Source organism: Dickeya oryzae, from assembly GCF_009372235.1.
Classification (GTDB): domain Bacteria; phylum Pseudomonadota; class Gammaproteobacteria; order Enterobacterales; family Enterobacteriaceae; genus Dickeya; species Dickeya oryzae.
Genome location: NZ_SULL01000015.1, coordinates 153,528 through 170,668, shown reverse-complemented (window position 1 = coordinate 170,668; position 17,141 = coordinate 153,528). Strand labels below are relative to the sequence as shown.

Here is a 17,141-nt window from a genome sequence, read left to right as displayed (position 1 = left end):
GTTGATTCTGTCTGCGTTAACCGGAGTGGCCTATGCCTGTTTGTGCCGAAATTGAACCGTTGGTTTGGGAAAGTGAGTTTTTCCAACGTATCTGTGGGCGCTTAAGTTTCACCGACATCGCACCGCCGTTAGTGCCCGCTGATCTCGATCGCTATGAGCTATGCCAGGCGAAACTGGCGGCAGGTGATTTGCCGACGGCCGATGCCCTGTCAGAACTGGGATTTCGGCTGGCAGAAGGTGAGGTCGATTTCAGTATGCCGGTCGTCCCCGCCGCCCGCGCGGTGTTTGCCGTGGGCGTGCGCGATGCCGACGTCGGCGATATCCCGTCGTTGCGGGCGGCGGCGGCAAAAAGTTTTGTGCTGAGCCGTTTTCGCTCGCCGTGGTATCGACCGGATGACTGCGGGCGTTTTTACGCCCGTTGGGTGGAAAAGGCGGTCTACGGTACCTTTGATGATGCTTGTCTGGTACTGGGGGCGCAGGGCGGGCCGTTACAAGGTTTTGTGACGTTACGCCAGACATCACCCACTGCGGCGCGCATTGGCGTGTTATCCGCCTGGCCTGGCATGACCGGGCAAGGGATTGGCCAGCGATTGATGCAGGTCGCGCGGGTCTGGTGCCAGCAGCGCGGGATTCGTCGGTTGACGGTGGCGACCCAGACCAGCAACCTGGCGGCATTACGGCTCTATCTGCGCAGTGGCGCACGGGTGGAGAGCACCGCCTACTGGTTTTATCGATGAAGGTTCGACGGATGAAGACCCCGTGGGTGACGAGATGATTCCTTTTAACGCCCCCCCAGTGGTGGGATCGGAACTGGAGTATATGCAGGCGGCGATGCGCAGCGGCAAGCTCAGTGGCGACGGCGCGTTTACCCACCGTTGTCAGCAGTGGCTGGAGGACTACTCCGGCAGTGACAAGGTTCTGTTGACGCCTTCTTGTACCGCGTCGCTGGAAATGGCGGCGTTATTGCTGAATATTCAGCCCGGCGATGAAGTCATCATGCCGAGCTATACCTTCGTTTCCACCGCCAATGCGTTTGTGTTGCGTGGTGCGACCATTGTGTTTGTCGATATCCGAGCGGATACCCTCAATCTGGATGAAAACGGCCTTGAAGCGGCGATCACCACGAAGACACGCGCTATCGTTGTGGTGCATTACGCGGGGGTCGGTTGCGCTATGAACGCTATCATGGCGCTGGCGCAGCGGTATGGATTGTTTGTGGTGGAGGATGCCGCGCAGGGCATGATGTCGCACTATCAGGACCGGCCACTGGGCGCTATCGGCCATATCGGTTGCTTTAGTTTCCATGAAACCAAGAATTACACCGCCGGTGGTGAAGGTGGGGCGACGCTGATTAATGATCCTGAACTGTCGGCACGTGCCGAGATCATCCGTGAGAAAGGCACCAACCGCAGCCAATTCTTTCGTGGTCAGGCGGATAAGTACACCTGGCGCGATATCGGCTCCAGCTATCTGATGGCGGAGATTCAGGCGGCGTACCTGTGGGGGCAGTTGGAGGCAGCACAGCGCATCCATGAGCGTCGTGTGTTGTTATGGCAGCGCTATGCCCATGCGTTCGCGCCGCTGGCGGCATCAGGCCGTGTGACATTGCCGGTGATCCCGCCAGCGTGCCGCCACAACGGCCATCTGTTTTTTCTGCGCCTGCGGGATGAAGCGGAGCGTTCGGCGTTCATCAGCCATATGAAAGCCGCGGACATACTGGCGGTCTTCCATTACATTCCGTTGCACTCCAGCCCGGCAGGGCGTCAGTTTGGCCGCTTTGTCGGTGACGATCGATATACGACGCGAGAAAGCGAACGGCTGGTGCGTTTGCCGCTGTTCTACAACTTGTCTGATGCGGATCAGCACACTGTCATCCATGCCGCGCTGAGTTTCTTTTCCTGATGTCACTGGCACGAGCATCGTTGTGGACGGCGGCTTCCACGCTGGTCAAAATCGGCACCGGGTTGGTGATTATCAAACTGCTGGCGGTGGCATTTGGCCCGGAAGGCGTCGGACTTGCCGGTAACTACCGGCAGTTGATTACCGTGCTGGGGGTGATGGCGGGCGCGGGGATTGTCAACGGCGTGACCCGTGCGGTAGCTGCCGCGCCGCCTGAGCATGACCGCGCCAGCCCGCTGCTGGGAACGGCGGTATCGCTGTCGATGGGGTTCTCATTGTTGCTGGCGTTGTCGCTATGGTTGCTGTCTACGCCGCTATCGCGCCTGTTGTTTGGTGATGACACCTACCAGCCGGTCATTCGTGCACTGGCTTGTCTGCAACTGGGGATCGCGCTGGCCAGCCTGCTGCTGGCAATACTGAAAGGGTATCAGGATGCGCCAGGCAACGCGCTGGCGGTGATAGCGGGTAGCCTGCTGGGTGTGGTCGCCTACGGCATAAGTTTCTGGCTGGGGGCCTATACCGGGGCGTTGGTCGGACTGGCGTTGGTACCGGCATTAGCCTGTTTACCCACATTGCTGTTGTTACTTCGGCGCACGCCATTATGTTTGCGAGCACTTACTCCATGCTGGTCGTGGCCGCTGGCCGGTCAGTTAACCCGGTTTAGCTTAATGACGTTGATAACTGCGGTGACGATGCCGGTAGGCTATGTGATGATGCGAAACCTGCTGGCCGCTCATTACACCTGGCAGGAGGTCGGGCTATGGCAGGGGATGACGACCATTTCCGATGCCTGGCTGCAGTTTATTACCGCATCCTTTAGCGTTTATCTGTTGCCGACGCTGGCGCGTTTGCAGGATAAACACGCCGTCCGGCATGAGATTTTTAGTACCTTGCGATTTGTACTGCCAGTCGCGGTATTCGTGGCGGTGGTTATCTGGTTGATGCGTGATGTGGCGATTCACATCCTGTTCTCGGGGGCATTTTCGACCATGCGTAGCCTGTTTGCATGGCAACTGGCGGGCGATGTTTTGAAAGTGGGTGCTTACGTCTTTGGGTATCTGGTGGTGGCCAGAGCGTCGCTGCGGTTTTATGTGCTGGCTGAACTTAGTCAGTTTTTGTTGTTGACCGGGTTTGCCCGCTGGCTGATTCCATTGCATGGCGCGTTGGGTGCCGCACAGGCGTATCTGGCAACCTATGCGCTCTATTTTTTGTTGTGTTGCGGCGTTTTCATGCTGTATTGCAGGCGTGCATGACCACACTTATTCATGTCCTGGGGGCGGATATTCCCCACCATAACCACACGGTGCTGCGTTTCTTTAATGATACGCTCGCACCGTCGTTGCCATTGCACCAGTCCCACCGGTTTATGGTGGTGTCGACGAAGGCACTCTCTGAGTCTGATTACCCCATGTTGCATATCACCCGGTTTTCCAGCCAGAAAGCGCTGGCGCGAGCGGTGGTTGCGCAGGCGCGGGCAGAGAGCTCCGTCCGTTTCTTTTTTCACGGCCAGTTTAACCCGTGGGTGTGGCTGGCGTTGCTGTTCGGCGCTATCCGCCCGGCGCAAGCCTACTGGCATATCTGGGGGGCGGATATGTATGAAGAGGCCCAGGGCTGGCATTATCGCTGGTTTTACCGCCTGCGGCGGCTGGCGCAACGGCGGGTCGCCCGGGTGTTCGCCACACGCGGTGATATCGACTATTTTCGACAGCGTGATCCGGCTGCGGCGACGTCACTGCTCTATTTCCCCACCCGGATGGGTCAACAGGTTGCGCTGGCGCATGAGAACGAGCCCGGTACGCCGCTGACCATTCTGGTCGGTAATTCTGGTGACCGCAGTAACCGTCATCTGGCGGCGCTTGATGCTATTCATCGCCAGTTTGGCTCGCAGGTGCGAGTGATCGTACCGATGGGGTATCCGGCCGGAAATCATCGCTGGATTGAGCAGGTCGAACAGCATGGGGTGGGGCTGTTCGGTGCAGACCGTTGCCGGGTGCTGCGTGAATCACTGGCGTTTGATGAGTATCTGGCGCTACTGAAAACCTGCAGTCTGGGCTACTTTCTGTTTCATCGTCAGCAGGGGATTGGCACCCTGTGTTTGCTCATCCAACTGGGGGTGCCGTTTGTTATCAGCCGTCATAATCCATTTCGGCAGGATTTAGCGGAGCAGCACCTGCCGGTATTGCTGGATGATGAACCGCTGAGCGAGGCCCGCGTGCGCGAGGCGCGCGAACAGCTAAAACGGGTGGATACCCGCCAGATTGCATTTTTCAGCCCTGGTTATGAACAGGGGTGGCGACAGGCGCTGGCGTTAGCCGCGGGGGACAGCCATGACTGAGTGGGCGTTTTTCGGGCTGTGGCTGGTCTGGCTGGGAGGCGGTGGTATGGTGCTTTGGCTCTGTGGGCGAGAGTTCCGCCGCTGGCGATTTAACTTCAATGTGTTGTTTTCACTGCTGTACTTACTGACGTTCTATTTTGGCTTTCCGTTGACGGCCGTGCTGGCGTTTCGCTTCGGTGTGGAAACGGCGTCACCGCTGAATTTATTGCAGGCGCAACTGTCTGCGACAGCGTTTTATGCCATTTATTATGTCAGTTATAAAACCCGGCTGTGGCCTGCTTCGCCGGTATCTCGTCCTTCGCCGTTAACCATGACACGTCTGGAGGTGGGGTTGACCAGTGGGCTGCTGGCGCTGGTCGCGTTATCAACCGCTGCTGTGTTCTTTGCCAACAATGGCCTGCTGCTGTTCAAACTCAGTTCGTATAGCCAGATTTTCTCGCGCGATGTTATCGGCGTCGCCCTGAAACGCTTCTTCTATTTTTTTATTCCCGCCATGCTGATGTGGTATTTCCTGCACCAGACCCGACGCGCCTGGCTGATTTTTCTGTTGGCGACGGTGACATTTGGTGGGCTGACCTACCTGCTGGTGGGTGGGACCCGCGCCAATATCATTATTGCCTTCGCTCTGTTTTTGTTTATCGGCCTGCAACGTGGCTGGATTACGGTGTGGGTGCTGATAGCCGCAGGCGGTAGCGGGATAGTGGCGATGTTTTGGCTGGCACTGAAACGCTACGGGCTGGATGTGCACGGTGACGAGGCGTTTTACACCTTTTTGTATCTGACGCGTGACACCTTCTCACCCTGGGAAAATCTGGCCACATTGTGGCAGCACCTCGACGAGATTACCTTGCAGGGGCTGGCCCCCATCGTGCGGGATTTTTATGTTTTTATTCCTACCTGGTTGTGGCCGGAGCGACCGGCTCTGGTGTTGAACAGTGCCAACTATTTCACCTGGGAAGTGCTGAATTACCACGCCGGTCTGGCGATATCACCGACGCTGCTCGGCTCCTTGTTGATCATGGGAGGGCCACTGCTGATCCCGCCAGGTGCCGTCGCCATCGGTCTGCTCATCAAGGGATTGGACCGTCTCTACCATTACGGCAGACAGGCCGAAAATCGCTATCTGTCCGCCGTATCGCAGGCATTTTGTTTTGGCGCGGTGTTTAATCTGATTGTGCTGGTGCGTGAGGGGGTTGATGCCTTTGTCTCGCGGTTGGTATTTTTCTGCCTGATTTTTGTCGCCTGCCTGTTTGTTGCCAGGTTGCTGTATTGGCTGCTGCTGCGTGCCGGTGTGGTGGTGAGTCGCCCCTGTTTGAAGGAGTCGTGGAATGAATGATGTGCCGCACTATGTTATTCGCGGCATCCCGGTGCATGGGTTTCGGGATAAGGCGCAGTGTGTCTCGATTCTGTTTGCGGGTGATTCACCGCAAGCAGGCACGCTGATTGCCATTAATGCCGAGAAGGTACTGGCGGCGGATCGCGAGGCGACTTTGCGTGAGCTGATGTTGCAGGAAGGGCATTGTAACTATGCTGATGGTATCAGCGTGGTGCGTTCTATTCGCCGCAAGTATCCGCAGGCGCAGGTGGAACGTATCGCCGGTGCCGATCTCTGGGAGGCACTGATGCAGCGTGCCGGTGAGTTGGGAACACCGGTATTTTTGCTGGGAGGAAAGCCGTCGGTGTTGGCTGCAACCGAGCGCAAGTTGCGAGAGCAGTGGCAAGTTAACATCGTGGGTACGCAGGATGGCTATTTTGCGCCGCAGCAGCGACAGGCAGTACTGGAACGTGTGCGTGATAGTGGTGCCCAACTGGTGACGGTAGCACTGGGTTCTCCCCGCCAGGAATTACTGATACGCGATTGCCGCCAGTTATACCCCGCGCCCCTCTATATGGGCGTCGGCGGCACTTATGATGTGTTTACCGGTCTGGTCAAACGAGCCCCGCTGGTGTGGCAACGCCATGGGGTGGAGTGGTTGTATCGTTTATTGACGCAACCCAGCCGCTTTCGCCGTCAGCTCAAGCTGTTGCGCTATCTGGCCTGGCATATCAGCGGTAGACTGTAGACGCGGCTTATCGCGGTATTAGTCTGGCGTTTTCTGTGAGTCATCCCACTTTTTCCCAGCTTTATCGTTGCGATCAAGGTCTGGCCGCGCTGTTTATTTCATCATGTCTGGGTACAGGAAAGGTAGGAATCCGGTTTGCATTGCGGTATCTTCTCGGCCGTTTTTCCGGTCGGGAGACTGTCGTGCCTTGCCGGGAGCGTGTCGGTATCCCCTTTAAAGCATGGCGGGTATAAAACAATAACGCTTTTGATACCGGCGTAAAAAGGATCTATTGAAGACAGAGGTTATATGGCAAATACAGAAAAACAGGGCAAGCTCCACCGTGGGCTGGAAGCGCGGCATATCGAGCTTATCGCGCTGGGTGGCACCATCGGTGTGGGATTGTTCATGGGGGCGGCAAGCGCCCTGAAATGGGCTGGGCCGTCCGTGCTGCTGGCCTATATCGTGGCGGGCGTGTTTGTATTTTTCATCATGCGCTCGATGGGCGAGATGTTGTTTCTGGAACCGGTAACCGGTTCGTTTGCGGTTTATGCGCATAATTACCTGCATCCGTTCTTTGGCTATCTTACGGCCTGGGGATACTGGTTTATGTGGATGGCGGTGGGGATTTCCGAAATTACCGCTGTGGGCGTCTACGTGCAGTACTGGTTCCCGACGTTACCGCAGTGGATACCGGCGATCGGCGCGGTGGCGCTGGTGGCAGCCGCGAATCTGGCGGCGGTGCGGCTGTATGGTGAGCTCGAGTTCTGGTTCTCGATGATCAAGATAACCACCATTGTGGTGATGATAGTGGTGGGTGTCGGGATTATTTTCTTTGGGATTGGCAACCACGGTCAGTCTATCGGATTGACTAATCTGACCGAACACGGCGGCTTCCTGGCTGGCGGCTGGAAAGGCGTGTTGTTTGCACTCTGTCTGGTGGTGGCGTCCTATCAGGGGGTTGAGCTGGTCGGGATTACCGCTGGCGAAGCGCGTAATCCGCAGGTGACGCTGAAACGGGCTATCAATAACATCCTGTGGCGTATCCTGATTTTCTATGTCGGTGCCATTTTCGTGATCGTCACGATTTTCCCGTGGAATGAAATCGGCACATCCGGTAGCCCGTTTGTGCTGACCTTCGCCAAGATCGGCATTACCGCTGCCGCGGGTATTATCAACTTTGTGGTGCTGACCGCAGCGTTGTCTGGTTGCAACAGCGGTATGTATAGCTGTGGGCGTATGCTGTATTCGCTGTCTAACAACCGTCAGTTACCGGCGGCGTTAGGGCGGGTAACCGCAGGTGGTGTGCCTGCTGTTGGGGTGCTGGTGTCGATTCTGTGTCTGATAGCGGGGTCTGCGCTGAATTACATTATCCCTAACCCGGAAAAAGTGTTCGTGTATGTCTATAGCGCCAGCGTACTGCCGGGTATGATCCCTTGGTTTGTGGTGCTGATTAGCCAGTTGCGTTTCCGTCAGCAGCATCAGGCGGCGATCGCTGGTCATCCGTTTAAGTCTATTTTGTTCCCGTGGGTGAATTACCTGACGATGGCATTCCTTCTCTGTGTGCTGGTTGGGATGTACATTAACGAAGACACGCGGATGTCGCTGGTGGTCGGTGGTATTTTCCTGGCGGCGGTCAGTGTGCTTTACGTTGTGTTGGGACTGGGTAAAAAACAGCCGCAAATGCAGGCAGAAGCGGAGTAATCGCAGCGAACAACGGGTGGTGACGGTGGATTGAACCGGGTTTTGACCGTAAATGAGCAAAGCATAAGCAAACGCATCATTTCTGTGAAAAAAGCACTGGACAGCCCCCTATTAAATCCGTACTATCCCCACCCGCAACGGCGCTACGCGCCCGTAGCTCAGCTGGATAGAGCGCTGCCCTCCGGAGGCAGAGGTCTCAGGTTCGAATCCTGTCGGGCGCGCCATTAGATTGGGCGCGGGAGCTGCGGAGGTACTTATTACCCCGTAAATCGAGTACCGGAATACGTAGTAAAGCAGTGGTATATGGTGGCTATAGCTCAGTTGGTAGAGCCCTGGATTGTGATTCCAGTTGTCGTGGGTTCGAGTCCCATTAGCCACCCCAAATTTTAAGTTTGTGACGCGCGAAGGTGGCGGAATTGGTAGACGCGCTAGCTTCAGGTGTTAGTGTCCTCAGGACGTGAGGGTTCAAGTCCCTCTCTTCGCACCACACGAACGAAAATAGCAGTACCGTGTTAGACCATGATCGGCGAGTAGCGCAGCTTGGTAGCGCAACTGGTTTGGGACCAGTGGGTCGGAGGTTCGAATCCTCTCTCGCCGACCACTTATTCTGAAGAAACGGTAGTCCAGACGGACTGCCGTTTTTTTTCGTTTTTAACACGGAGAATGCTATAAAAAACGTTGTGGTCGAGGTGATAAGTCACTTATTCCGCTTTACTGCTTTCCAGCACCTTATCGCTACCGAAATATTTCTCTGCCAACGCTTTTAGCTGACCATTCTGACGCAGTTCCTGCAGCTGTTGGTTAAATTCCGCCAGTAATTTATTACCTTCCGGTGTCTTGGCAAACGGGAAGGAGACTTGTTCGTTGGATATGGGGTTACCGACCAGTTTTAGCGGCAAGTGACGTTTGTTAATTTCTGCCAGCAGGATAGGGCGTGAGTTGACGTAGCCCTGAACACGGTTATTGATAACATCACTCATCGCACCATCGCGAGTTTCGTAGGTGCGAATGGTGATGTCATTATTGGGGAACGCGTTGCGCAGATTGGTGACATGGGTAGACCCCAGCACGCCAGACACCGTTTTACCTTTAAGGTCGTCCAGAGATTGAATATCTTTGCTGTTAATGCTGGTGACGATTTGCGATGCGTAGTTGAGATACGTGTTGGTGAAGTCGTACTTTTTCTGGCGCTCGGTTGTTTTCACAAAATTATTGGCGACCGTATCCAGTTTTCCTGCTTCCAACTGGCCCATCAATCCGCTGAAATCAGCGGTGGTCCAGGCTATCTGATAACCCAGTTTGTGAGCGATGGTTTCTGCCACTTCCACATCATAACCCACTAACGTGCCGTTCTCTTTATAAGAACCCGGGTAACTTTGCCCTGTGGTGCCCACGCGTAGCACGTTGTTCTGTGTCTGTGTACTCGTGTTGTTATCACAGCCGTTCAACATCACGGCTGCAAGGGCAGGGAATAGCGCGGCGCTGAGGTAGCGAGTCAGTCGGGTTCTCATTATGAATTCCTGTATGAATATTCCTGGTTTGGATCAGGTCTGATAGCGATATATGTCGCAACGTACTCATCAACTCTGGGGGAATGACAGACGAAAAAAGCGGGATAAGGAGTAACAGCGGTGATGAATCGTTGGTTGTGGGGAATACTATATCATTAAAAATAAAGGGAAATTTATACCATCACGTTATATCTTATCATTATTTGAACGGTTACACCGTACAGGCAGCATTTTACTATTATGTTCTGCAAGCTGTGCTTATGGGTTGGTACAGCATAGGGACATCAAGGAATTACTGTGTTTGCCATAAAATCCCCCGGGGTCTATCACCATCAGTCAGGTTTACTGTCACGCATTGGTGAGCTCATTGCGCCGTTTTCGCATCGCATCGCTGTATTAACCAGCCCGCGTGCCTGGGATGCCGTGCGAAGCTCGCTGTCCGAGAGTTTGGCGAAGGCTGATATACAGTTTGTTGTGCATCTGTTGGAAGGTGAATGCACGCGCGATGCTATCGCATACCATCGGCATCAAATTGCCCAACAGGGCGTTCATTTTGTGTTGGGTGTTGGTGGTGGCCGAGTAATGGACTGCGCCAAAGCGGTTGCTGATGGGTTGGACAACGGTCAGGTTGCGACGCTGCCGACGATTGCTGCCACCTGTGCTGCCTGGTCTCCTATCAGTATTTTGTATGATGAGCAGGGCGGGCATCAGGGAACACTGGTATTACAGCGTATGCCCGAAATGGTGCTGGTGGACAGCGATGTGATTGCCCGTAGCGATGTGCGCTACCTGAAGGCCGGGATCGTGGATGCCCTTGCCAAATGGTATGAATTTCAACCCTATCTGGCGAAAAACAGCGATAATCTGGCGTTGAACCTTAAAATACAGGCAGCGGCGCTGGCGAAGGACACCTTTGAACAATGGGGAGAACAGGCTTTGCATGACAATGCAGAGCAGCGTGTCACGCGGGCATTACAAAAGGTGATCGATGCCAATATTGCCTTGGCGGGCCTGGCTAACAGTATGCGTGATGATTCACCATCACCTGGCGTAGCCCACGCGATTCATAATCGTATGACACACGTTCCTGAGCTGCATGACTGGCTACACGGCGAGAAAGTAGGATTCGGATTACGTGTACAGTCCCTGCTGGCGCGTGGTGACGGCTCGGTTGAACCCGATTTGCAGGCACACTTACAGCGTTATAATGCTCCTGCGCATTTGCCGGTAGCGGAGGCACGCTATGCCGAACTGGCAGAGACGTTGTCTGAAACATTTAAATTCCCCAAAGACAGTGCCGTGTTGCTGCCATTTTCGCTCACACCAGAGGCGATTCGGCACGCTGTGCTTGCGACGCAGTACCGCGTCTGATTTGCATTTTGTACCTGACTGCTGTATCTCTTTGTGTGAATTTTTATTCATTAAATTTGCATTTAAATGGAGTTGAGCATGTCAATCGTCGAACCGGTCGAAAAACAGTTTGCCGCTTATAACGCCCATGATTTAGCCGCCTTTTCTGCCTGTTTCCACGAGCATTTCCGGGCGTACCGTATGCCATCGGAAAGCCCATCCATGGTAGGAAAAGCGGCACTGGAGGCGTTTTATCGCGACCACCGTTTTAATAACCCCGCGCTGCGTGCTGAACTGGTTTCTCGTACTGTGCTGGGTAATCAGGTTTTTGATCATGAAAAGATTTACGGCCTGGGTCCTGATGCGCTCGAAAGTATCGCCGTGTTTGAAGTTAGCGATGGTTTGATTACGACCGCATGGTTCTATTTTGCGTCGTAGCTATTTTTGTTGTTGTTTTTGTCATCATCATTTTTGTCACTATCCCCGCAGAATCACGCCTCTCGGTGTGTTTATGCGGGTGTCATGCTCCGCTCTGGTGAGCCAATGAATGACGATGGCGAACATATCGTTATGTTGCAACGCGCACCCGTCCTGCTCTCCACCCATCTGATTTGTTCTTAAGACGATTTATTGCAAGGCAAATAATCACCAAGGAAATCATAAAACAATAAAGAATATGTTAGATCGATCGCGTATATAGGCGCGAATATTGCCAGTGATATAGTTTTCGACAAATGACAGCGTCGTCTCGACCCGCCTCTCTTTCCCCCATTATTACAATGTAAACGAGTGAGTTATGGCATCACATCTGATTGATTTTCTTCTTATTGGAAATAACTTTGGCACACCAGAAATGCGCGCCGTATGGTCAGAGCAAAACCGGCTGACCCGCCAGGTTGACGTGGAAATTGCGTTAGCACTGGCAGAGGGCGAGCTGGGTGTCATTCCGCAAGATGCGGCCGACACCATTGCTGCCCACGCCGACGCCAGCGCCCTGAATATTGAAGAAATAGCTCAGGATGCGGTGCGTATGAAACACTCTCTGATGCCGACGATCACGGCTATCCAAAAGCAGTGCGGCGAGGCGGGTGAGTACATTCATTACGGCGTGACTACGCAGGACATCGTAGATACCGCCACGGTGCTGCAATTGCGTCAGGCATTCGACATCGTAGTGCGCGATACTCGTCTGGTCGCTATCGAATTGAAACGGCTGGCGAAGAAGCACCAGCATACGTTGATGACCGGCCGTACCCACGGCATGCAGGCCATGCCAACCACTTTCGGCTTCAAGCTGGCGGTATGGCTGGACGAATTCGTCCGTCACCTGCAACGCCTGAATGAAATTCGTGAGCGCGTGCTGGTCGGTAACATTAACGGTGCTATCGGTACCTACGCCTCTTTTGGCGAGTTGGGGCCGGAAATCGAGCGCCATACCCTTGCCCGTCTGGGCCTGAATACCCCCAATATTGGCTGGCAGTCTGCCCGCGACCGTTTCTCGGAATACGCGTCGGTGGCGGTGCTGATCAGCGGTACGCTCGGTAAAATCGGCAACGAGCTATATAACCTGATGCGTACCGAAATCAACGAAATCGAAGAGCCTTTCTCCGAAGGGAAGATCGGTTCTACCACCATGCCGCACAAACGTAATCCGGCCGCGCTGGAAGGGCTGGCCAGCCTGACGGCACCACTGTTCAAGAGTGCCGCGCTGATCCACGAGTCAATGAAGGTTGAACACGAGCGTGACGCCATGAGCTGGCGTGCGGAGTGGATAGCCCTGCCGGAAATCAACATCTATCTGTCGGCACAACTGCAAAACGCGCTCGGTATCCTGCGCGGTATGTCGGTGAATGAAAAACAGATGCGTGCCAATCTGGATTTGCAAAATGGCCTGCTGCTCTCGGAAAAGGTGATGTTTGAAATCGGCAAACTGCTCGGTAAGCAAACGGCCCATCATCTGGTGTACGAATGCTCTATGGCGGCGTTTGAGCAAAACCGTGAATTTAAAGCGTTACTGCTGGAACACCCGGTACTGTCGCAGCACCTGACGGCCGGGACGATTGATACCTGGCTGGACCCGGCGAATTACGTGGGCAGCGCCCCGCAGAAAGTGGATGAGGTGATCCAGTACGCCGATAACACCGGCTTGCTGGCCGAATGACGGGAGGTGCCATGAGTACCGTATTTCGTCAGGCGACGCTTGCCGATGATGACGAGTTTCTGGCGTTGGCGTTGGCCGCTTACGCGCCGGTGCGTGAGCTGGGCATCAAGTTTGACGCCGCCTATGCGGACATTGACATGGTGCGCCGCCATCTACGCAGCAACGGCGTGTATGTGATGGAAAAAGACGGTCGTCTGGCGGCGTCCGTCACCCTTCGTTATCCGTGGGGGCCGAATCCCGGTCCTTATGGTTTACCGCATATCGGCTGGTTAGCGACCCACCCTGACTTCAAGCAGCAAGGACTGGGTAAACAGATGCTGGACTGGCTGGAACAGGCGGTGTTGAAAGATCAGTTAAAAGCGCCTGCCGTAACGCTGGGTACCGCTAAGCAACATCCCTGGTTGCTGGATATGTACCGGAAGTATGGCTTTCAGGAAGTCGGCCAGGCAGATTTAGGGAAAGGACACCTCACGATTTATATGCGAAAAGTCCTGGATCAGGACCTTTATCACCACTGGGAAAAGAAACACTCCTAAGAGGCGTTATCCAATGACAATGAAAAAAATTATCCTCCCTGTTTTAGCCTTGTCGGCCGCTATTCTGGTAGCTGGCTGCGATTCTCAGAACAGTAACGAAAAAGTGTTGCGTATCGGTGCCACCGGGCAGAGTTACCCGAGCTCCTTCAAGCAGGACAACAAGCTGGTGGGGTTTGACGTAGAAGTCGCGGAAACCATCGCTAAAGATCTGAACTACAAAGTAGAGTGGGTGACGGCGGATTTCAGCGGCCTGATGGGGCAACTGGAAGCCAGTAAGCTGGACACGATTGCTAACGTAGTGGCGATTACCCCGGCACGTCAGGATAAGTACAACTTCTCCACGCCTTATAGCTATTACGGCAGCCAGATTGTTACGCACAAAGACAATACCAACATCAATACGCTGGATGACCTGAAAGGGAAAACCGTGGCAGGTGTGCTGGGTTCCAACCATGTCAACAACCTGAAAAAGGCCTTTGCCGACGGCAGCGTGACGATTCGCACCTATGAAACCCGCGATGGCGCGATGAGTGATGCGCTGGCTAAGCGTGTTGAAGGTTACATCAACTCCCGTCCCATCCTGCTGGCGGAAATCAACAAGCGTAACCTGCCGTTCAAGATGGTGGGCGAGCCGCTGGTGGTCGAGCAGGTCGGCTTCCCGTTCCATAAAGATCAGAAGGGTGACGAACTGCGCAAGAAGTTCGATGACGAGTTGACCAAAATGCGCAACGACGGCCGCCTGAAAGCCCTGTCGGTTAAATACTTCGGTGAGGACATCACGGCGGGCAAATAACCTCGCTGGCTCACTTAACTTCTGCGGCGCCAGCTCGATTGCGGGCTGGCGTTCGCTGTAATGGTATGGCTCATGAATATCGATCTTTCCTACCTGTTGAAGGTCTTTCCCCAGGTACTGATGTACTTGCCCACCACGCTGCTGCTGGCGGTGGTGTCGATGCTGGTTGCCATCGTTTTAGGCTTGATGCTGGCACTGGTTCGTGAGAGCCGCTTTATGGTGGTCTCAAAACTGGTGGAACTCTATATTTCGCTGTTTCGCGGCATCCCGTCGCTGGTTCAGCTGTTCATTATCTATTTCGGCCTGCCCCAGCTGTTTCCATCATTGAATGGTTTATCAGCCATGACAGCGGCCATTATCGGATTCAGCCTGAAGAACTCCGCGTACATGGCGGAAATTTTCCGTGCGGCGCTGGCGTCGGTGGATTTCGGTCAAACCGAAGCCGGTCTGTCGGTGGGAATGAACAAAGTACAGATTTACCGCCGTATTGTGCTGCCGCAGGCGATGCTCAATGCACTACCGGCGACCGGCAACACCTTTATTTCACTGATTAAAGACACCTCGGTGGCCTTTGCGCTTGGTGTGTCGGAGCTGTTTGCCGAAGGCAAGATGATCGCCGCCGAGTCGCTGCGTTTCTTCGAAACCTTCCTGGTGGTGGGACTGATTTACTGGATGCTCATCGTGGTCTACTCCTGGCTGCAATCTCAGTTGGAGAAAAAGCTCAGCCACTCACGGCAGCGTTAAGGAGCCGATATGATTAGCGTAAAAAACCTGACTAAACGTTTTGGTGACCAGGTCGTGCTGGACAATATCAGTCTGGATATCGCCGAGGGCGAAGTGGTCGCGATCATCGGGCCTTCCGGTTCAGGGAAATCCACCCTGCTGCGATGCCTGAATTTGCTGGAAAAGCCCGAGTCTGGTGTGATTACTATTGGCGAGCAATCGCTGGATACCCGCCGCTATAGCAGCAAGGACGCGTATGCGCTCCGGCGTCAGACGGCAATGGTATTCCAGAACTACAACCTGTTCAAAAACAAGACCGCGCTGGAGAACATCACCGAAGCGCTGATCGTGGTGAAGAAGATAGCGAAAAAGCAGGCAGACGAAATAGGGCTGTCACTGCTGGAAATGGTCGGGCTGTTGCCACAAGCGCATCAATACCCGGTGACGCTCTCTGGCGGTCAGCAGCAGCGTGTTAGTATCGCCCGTGCGTTGGCGGTAGATCCGAAGGCGATTCTGTTTGACGAGCCGACCTCGGCGCTTGACCCGGAACGGGTACATGAGGTGCTACAGGTTATCCAAAAACTGGCAGGGCAGAACACCACTATGGTGATCGTGACCCATGAGATGCAGTTTGCTAAAGACGTGGCAGACCGGGTGATCTTTATGGCTGACGGGCACATCGTTGAACAAGGCCCGGCGGAGAAGGTGATCAGTTTCTCCGATAATCCGCAGACCCGTCGCTTCCTGCGGCAACTCACTACGATTCAGGAACCTTCAGAGTTCGACATCTGATCGATAACCTATTCACCTGCGGGCACGCCCCATGATGACGGGGCAGAAGAAGAGGAGTCACCCGACATGAAAGAACATGCGCAGCATGCGCCGTTGGCGCAGTTTATTCAGGCGTTTCGGCATGAACTGCATCAGCATCCGGAATTGTCCAATCAAGAGTTTGAAACGACGAAAAAAATCCGTGCTGTACTGGAAAAAGAAGACATTCGCATCCTTGAGTTGCCGTTGAAAACCGGTCTGGTAGCGGAAGTGGGTGGCCTGCAAGAGGGTCCACTGGTCGTTGTGCGTTCCGATATTGATGCCCTGCCGATTGAAGAAGAGTCCGGCGTTGAGTTCAGCTCAAAAAATGCTGGGGTGATGCACGCCTGTGGGCACGATTTTCACTCATCGGCAGCGCTGGGTGCGGCGATCCTGCTAAAGCGTATTGAGCCGGAGCTGAAAGGTACCGTGCGTATTCTGTTTCAGGCTGCGGAAGAAACCGGATTGGGTGCGCCGGAAGTGATTGCTGTTGGCGCGCTTGACGGTGCCAGTGCCATTTTTGGTATTCATAACGACCCAACGTTACCGGTCGGCGTGATTGGTGGTAAAGACGGTGCACTGACTGCCGGGGTCGACCGTTTCGAAATCAAGATTGCCGCCAAGGGCTGCCATGCCGCCAAACCGCATGAAGGCAATGATCCGATCATTATTCTGGGGCAACTGATTTCCGCGGTGCAAACGATCATCAGTCGTACCGTACCGTCAGACAACAATGCGGTGGTGTCGATTACCCAGGTACACAGCGGCAGCACCTGGAACGTGATCCCTGATACCGCCTATGTGGAAGGTACTGTGCGTACGTTCAGTCAGGCGGCTCGTGACTTGATAGAACAGCGTTTTCGTCAGATTGTCGCCGGTATCGCCAGCACCTTCGGTGCTGAAATCGAATTTATCTGGCACGCGGGGCCACCATCGGTGGTGAACACGCCGCACTGGGTAGATTTTGCGTTGCAGGTGGCCGATGCCGAAGGGTTTGAGGCCCGCCGTGTTGATGCCAGCCCGATCGGTGAGGACTTTGCGTTCTACCAGCAGAAACTGCCGGGCACCTTCATGATGGTCGGGTCGGGTGGCCCTTACGCGCTGCACCACCCGAAATTCAGGGTGGATGACCGGGCGCTGTTTCCTACCGCACACTATCTGTATCAACTGGCGAAGCAGAGTCTGGAACAGTTGTCGCAGACAGCCTGATTCCGTCGTTATTCCCGTCTTATCCTTATTGATGACAGCGGCCACGGTTACCGTGGCCGTTTTGTTGT

Annotated in this window: 16 protein-coding genes and 4 tRNA genes; 19 read left to right on the top strand and 1 reads right to left on the bottom strand. The window is 54.5% G+C overall.

Annotated features, from left to right (window positions below; translation table 11 throughout):
* Positions 1-32 precede the first annotated feature (32 nt).
* The 11 genes from rffC (at position 33) to FAZ14_RS16785 (ending at position 8,581) form a co-directional block, all read left to right on the top strand.
* Complete coding sequence (gene rffC / locus FAZ14_RS16835) at positions 33-737, top strand: dTDP-4-amino-4,6-dideoxy-D-galactose acyltransferase (protein ID WP_016942865.1); 705 nt, start codon at positions 33-35, stop codon at positions 735-737.
* Positions 738-771: 34 nt separating this feature from the next.
* Positions 772-1,902, top strand: coding sequence for a dTDP-4-amino-4,6-dideoxygalactose transaminase (gene rffA / locus FAZ14_RS16830; protein ID WP_016942866.1), 1,131 nt, complete (start codon positions 772-774; stop codon positions 1,900-1,902).
* Positions 1,902-3,152, top strand: a complete 1,251-nt coding sequence (gene wzxE / locus FAZ14_RS16825) for a lipid III flippase WzxE (RefSeq protein ID WP_153508909.1) — start codon at positions 1,902-1,904, stop codon at positions 3,150-3,152. The genes rffA and wzxE overlap by 1 nt, the downstream gene beginning before the upstream one ends.
* Positions 3,149-4,234 (top strand): TDP-N-acetylfucosamine:lipid II N-acetylfucosaminyltransferase, encoded by a 1,086-nt coding sequence (locus FAZ14_RS16820; RefSeq protein WP_153508908.1) that lies wholly within the window; start codon positions 3,149-3,151, stop codon positions 4,232-4,234. Before wzxE ends, FAZ14_RS16820 begins: the two co-directional genes overlap by 4 nt.
* The gene (gene wzyE / locus FAZ14_RS16815; protein ID WP_153508907.1) at positions 4,227-5,570 is read left to right on the top strand and encodes an ECA oligosaccharide polymerase; all 1,344 of its coding nucleotides are present in this window, start codon (positions 4,227-4,229) and stop codon (positions 5,568-5,570) included. Before FAZ14_RS16820 ends, wzyE begins: the two co-directional genes overlap by 8 nt.
* Positions 5,563-6,297, top strand: a complete 735-nt coding sequence (wecG, locus tag FAZ14_RS16810; protein ID WP_153508906.1) for a lipopolysaccharide N-acetylmannosaminouronosyltransferase — start codon at positions 5,563-5,565, stop codon at positions 6,295-6,297. The genes wzyE and wecG overlap by 8 nt, the downstream gene beginning before the upstream one ends.
* 288 nt (positions 6,298-6,585) lie before the next feature.
* Entirely contained in the window at positions 6,586-7,980 is a 1,395-nt protein-coding gene (gene thrP, locus FAZ14_RS16805; protein WP_153508905.1) for a bifunctional threonine/serine APC transporter ThrP, read from the top strand.
* A gap of 147 nt (positions 7,981-8,127) precedes the next feature.
* A tRNA-Arg gene (locus FAZ14_RS16800) sits at positions 8,128-8,204 on the top strand.
* Positions 8,205-8,286: 82 nt separating this feature from the next.
* A tRNA-His gene (locus FAZ14_RS16795) sits at positions 8,287-8,362 on the top strand.
* Between the two features lie 19 nt (positions 8,363-8,381).
* Positions 8,382-8,467 (top strand) — tRNA-Leu (locus tag FAZ14_RS16790).
* Positions 8,468-8,504: 37 nt separating this feature from the next.
* Positions 8,505-8,581 (top strand) — tRNA-Pro (locus tag FAZ14_RS16785).
* A gap of 100 nt (positions 8,582-8,681) precedes the next feature.
* Here FAZ14_RS16785 and FAZ14_RS16780 read toward each other — a convergent pair.
* Complete coding sequence (locus FAZ14_RS16780; protein ID WP_153508904.1) at positions 8,682-9,491, bottom strand: amino acid ABC transporter substrate-binding protein; 810 nt, start codon at positions 9,489-9,491, stop codon at positions 8,682-8,684.
* A 297-nt stretch (positions 9,492-9,788) separates the two neighbouring features.
* Here FAZ14_RS16780 and FAZ14_RS16775 point away from each other — a divergent pair, with 297 nt between their 5' ends.
* From FAZ14_RS16775 to FAZ14_RS16740, 8 genes are all read left to right on the top strand, one after another.
* A complete protein-coding gene (locus tag FAZ14_RS16775; protein WP_153508903.1) occupies positions 9,789-10,862 on the top strand; it encodes an iron-containing alcohol dehydrogenase family protein in 1,074 nt (357 codons plus the stop codon).
* A gap of 78 nt (positions 10,863-10,940) precedes the next feature.
* Positions 10,941-11,279: a nuclear transport factor 2 family protein gene (locus FAZ14_RS16770; protein WP_038905926.1), complete on the top strand. Its 339-nt coding sequence runs from the start codon at positions 10,941-10,943 to the stop codon at positions 11,277-11,279.
* A 358-nt stretch (positions 11,280-11,637) separates the two neighbouring features.
* A complete protein-coding gene (gene purB, locus FAZ14_RS16765) occupies positions 11,638-13,002 on the top strand; it encodes an adenylosuccinate lyase (RefSeq protein WP_016942875.1) in 1,365 nt (454 codons plus the stop codon).
* Positions 13,003-13,013: 11 nt separating this feature from the next.
* The gene (locus FAZ14_RS16760) at positions 13,014-13,538 is read left to right on the top strand and encodes a GNAT family N-acetyltransferase (RefSeq protein ID WP_016942876.1); all 525 of its coding nucleotides are present in this window, start codon (positions 13,014-13,016) and stop codon (positions 13,536-13,538) included.
* A gap of 13 nt (positions 13,539-13,551) precedes the next feature.
* Positions 13,552-14,331: an amino acid ABC transporter substrate-binding protein gene (locus tag FAZ14_RS16755; RefSeq protein WP_016942877.1), complete on the top strand. Its 780-nt coding sequence runs from the start codon at positions 13,552-13,554 to the stop codon at positions 14,329-14,331.
* A 72-nt stretch (positions 14,332-14,403) separates the two neighbouring features.
* Positions 14,404-15,075, top strand: a complete 672-nt coding sequence (locus FAZ14_RS16750; protein WP_016942878.1) for an amino acid ABC transporter permease — start codon at positions 14,404-14,406, stop codon at positions 15,073-15,075.
* A gap of 9 nt (positions 15,076-15,084) precedes the next feature.
* A complete protein-coding gene (locus FAZ14_RS16745) occupies positions 15,085-15,846 on the top strand; it encodes an amino acid ABC transporter ATP-binding protein (protein ID WP_016942879.1) in 762 nt (253 codons plus the stop codon).
* Between the two features lie 66 nt (positions 15,847-15,912).
* Complete coding sequence (locus tag FAZ14_RS16740) at positions 15,913-17,073, top strand: M20 peptidase aminoacylase family protein (RefSeq protein WP_153508902.1); 1,161 nt, start codon at positions 15,913-15,915, stop codon at positions 17,071-17,073.
* The last annotated feature ends 68 nt before the right edge of the window (positions 17,074-17,141 follow it).

Coding starts and splice junctions, on each gene's coding strand:
- rffA (WP_016942866.1), top strand. CDS start 772: ATGATTCCTTTTAACGCCCCCCCAGTGGTGGGATCGGAACTGGAGTAT.
- FAZ14_RS16740 (WP_153508902.1), top strand. CDS start 15,913: ATGAAAGAACATGCGCAGCATGCGCCGTTGGCGCAGTTTATTCAGGCG.
- purB (WP_016942875.1), top strand. CDS start 11,638: ATGGCATCACATCTGATTGATTTTCTTCTTATTGGAAATAACTTTGGC.
- FAZ14_RS16755 (WP_016942877.1), top strand. CDS start 13,552: ATGACAATGAAAAAAATTATCCTCCCTGTTTTAGCCTTGTCGGCCGCT.
- wecG (WP_153508906.1), top strand. CDS start 5,563: ATGAATGATGTGCCGCACTATGTTATTCGCGGCATCCCGGTGCATGGG.
- FAZ14_RS16750 (WP_016942878.1), top strand. CDS start 14,404: ATGAATATCGATCTTTCCTACCTGTTGAAGGTCTTTCCCCAGGTACTG.
- FAZ14_RS16745 (WP_016942879.1), top strand. CDS start 15,085: ATGATTAGCGTAAAAAACCTGACTAAACGTTTTGGTGACCAGGTCGTG.
- FAZ14_RS16780 (WP_153508904.1), bottom strand. CDS start 9,491: ATGAGAACCCGACTGACTCGCTACCTCAGCGCCGCGCTATTCCCTGCC.
- FAZ14_RS16760 (WP_016942876.1), top strand. CDS start 13,014: ATGAGTACCGTATTTCGTCAGGCGACGCTTGCCGATGATGACGAGTTT.
- wzyE (WP_153508907.1), top strand. CDS start 4,227: ATGACTGAGTGGGCGTTTTTCGGGCTGTGGCTGGTCTGGCTGGGAGGC.
- rffC (WP_016942865.1), top strand. CDS start 33: ATGCCTGTTTGTGCCGAAATTGAACCGTTGGTTTGGGAAAGTGAGTTT.
- thrP (WP_153508905.1), top strand. CDS start 6,586: ATGGCAAATACAGAAAAACAGGGCAAGCTCCACCGTGGGCTGGAAGCG.
- FAZ14_RS16820 (WP_153508908.1), top strand. CDS start 3,149: ATGACCACACTTATTCATGTCCTGGGGGCGGATATTCCCCACCATAAC.
- wzxE (WP_153508909.1), top strand. CDS start 1,902: ATGTCACTGGCACGAGCATCGTTGTGGACGGCGGCTTCCACGCTGGTC.
- FAZ14_RS16770 (WP_038905926.1), top strand. CDS start 10,941: ATGTCAATCGTCGAACCGGTCGAAAAACAGTTTGCCGCTTATAACGCC.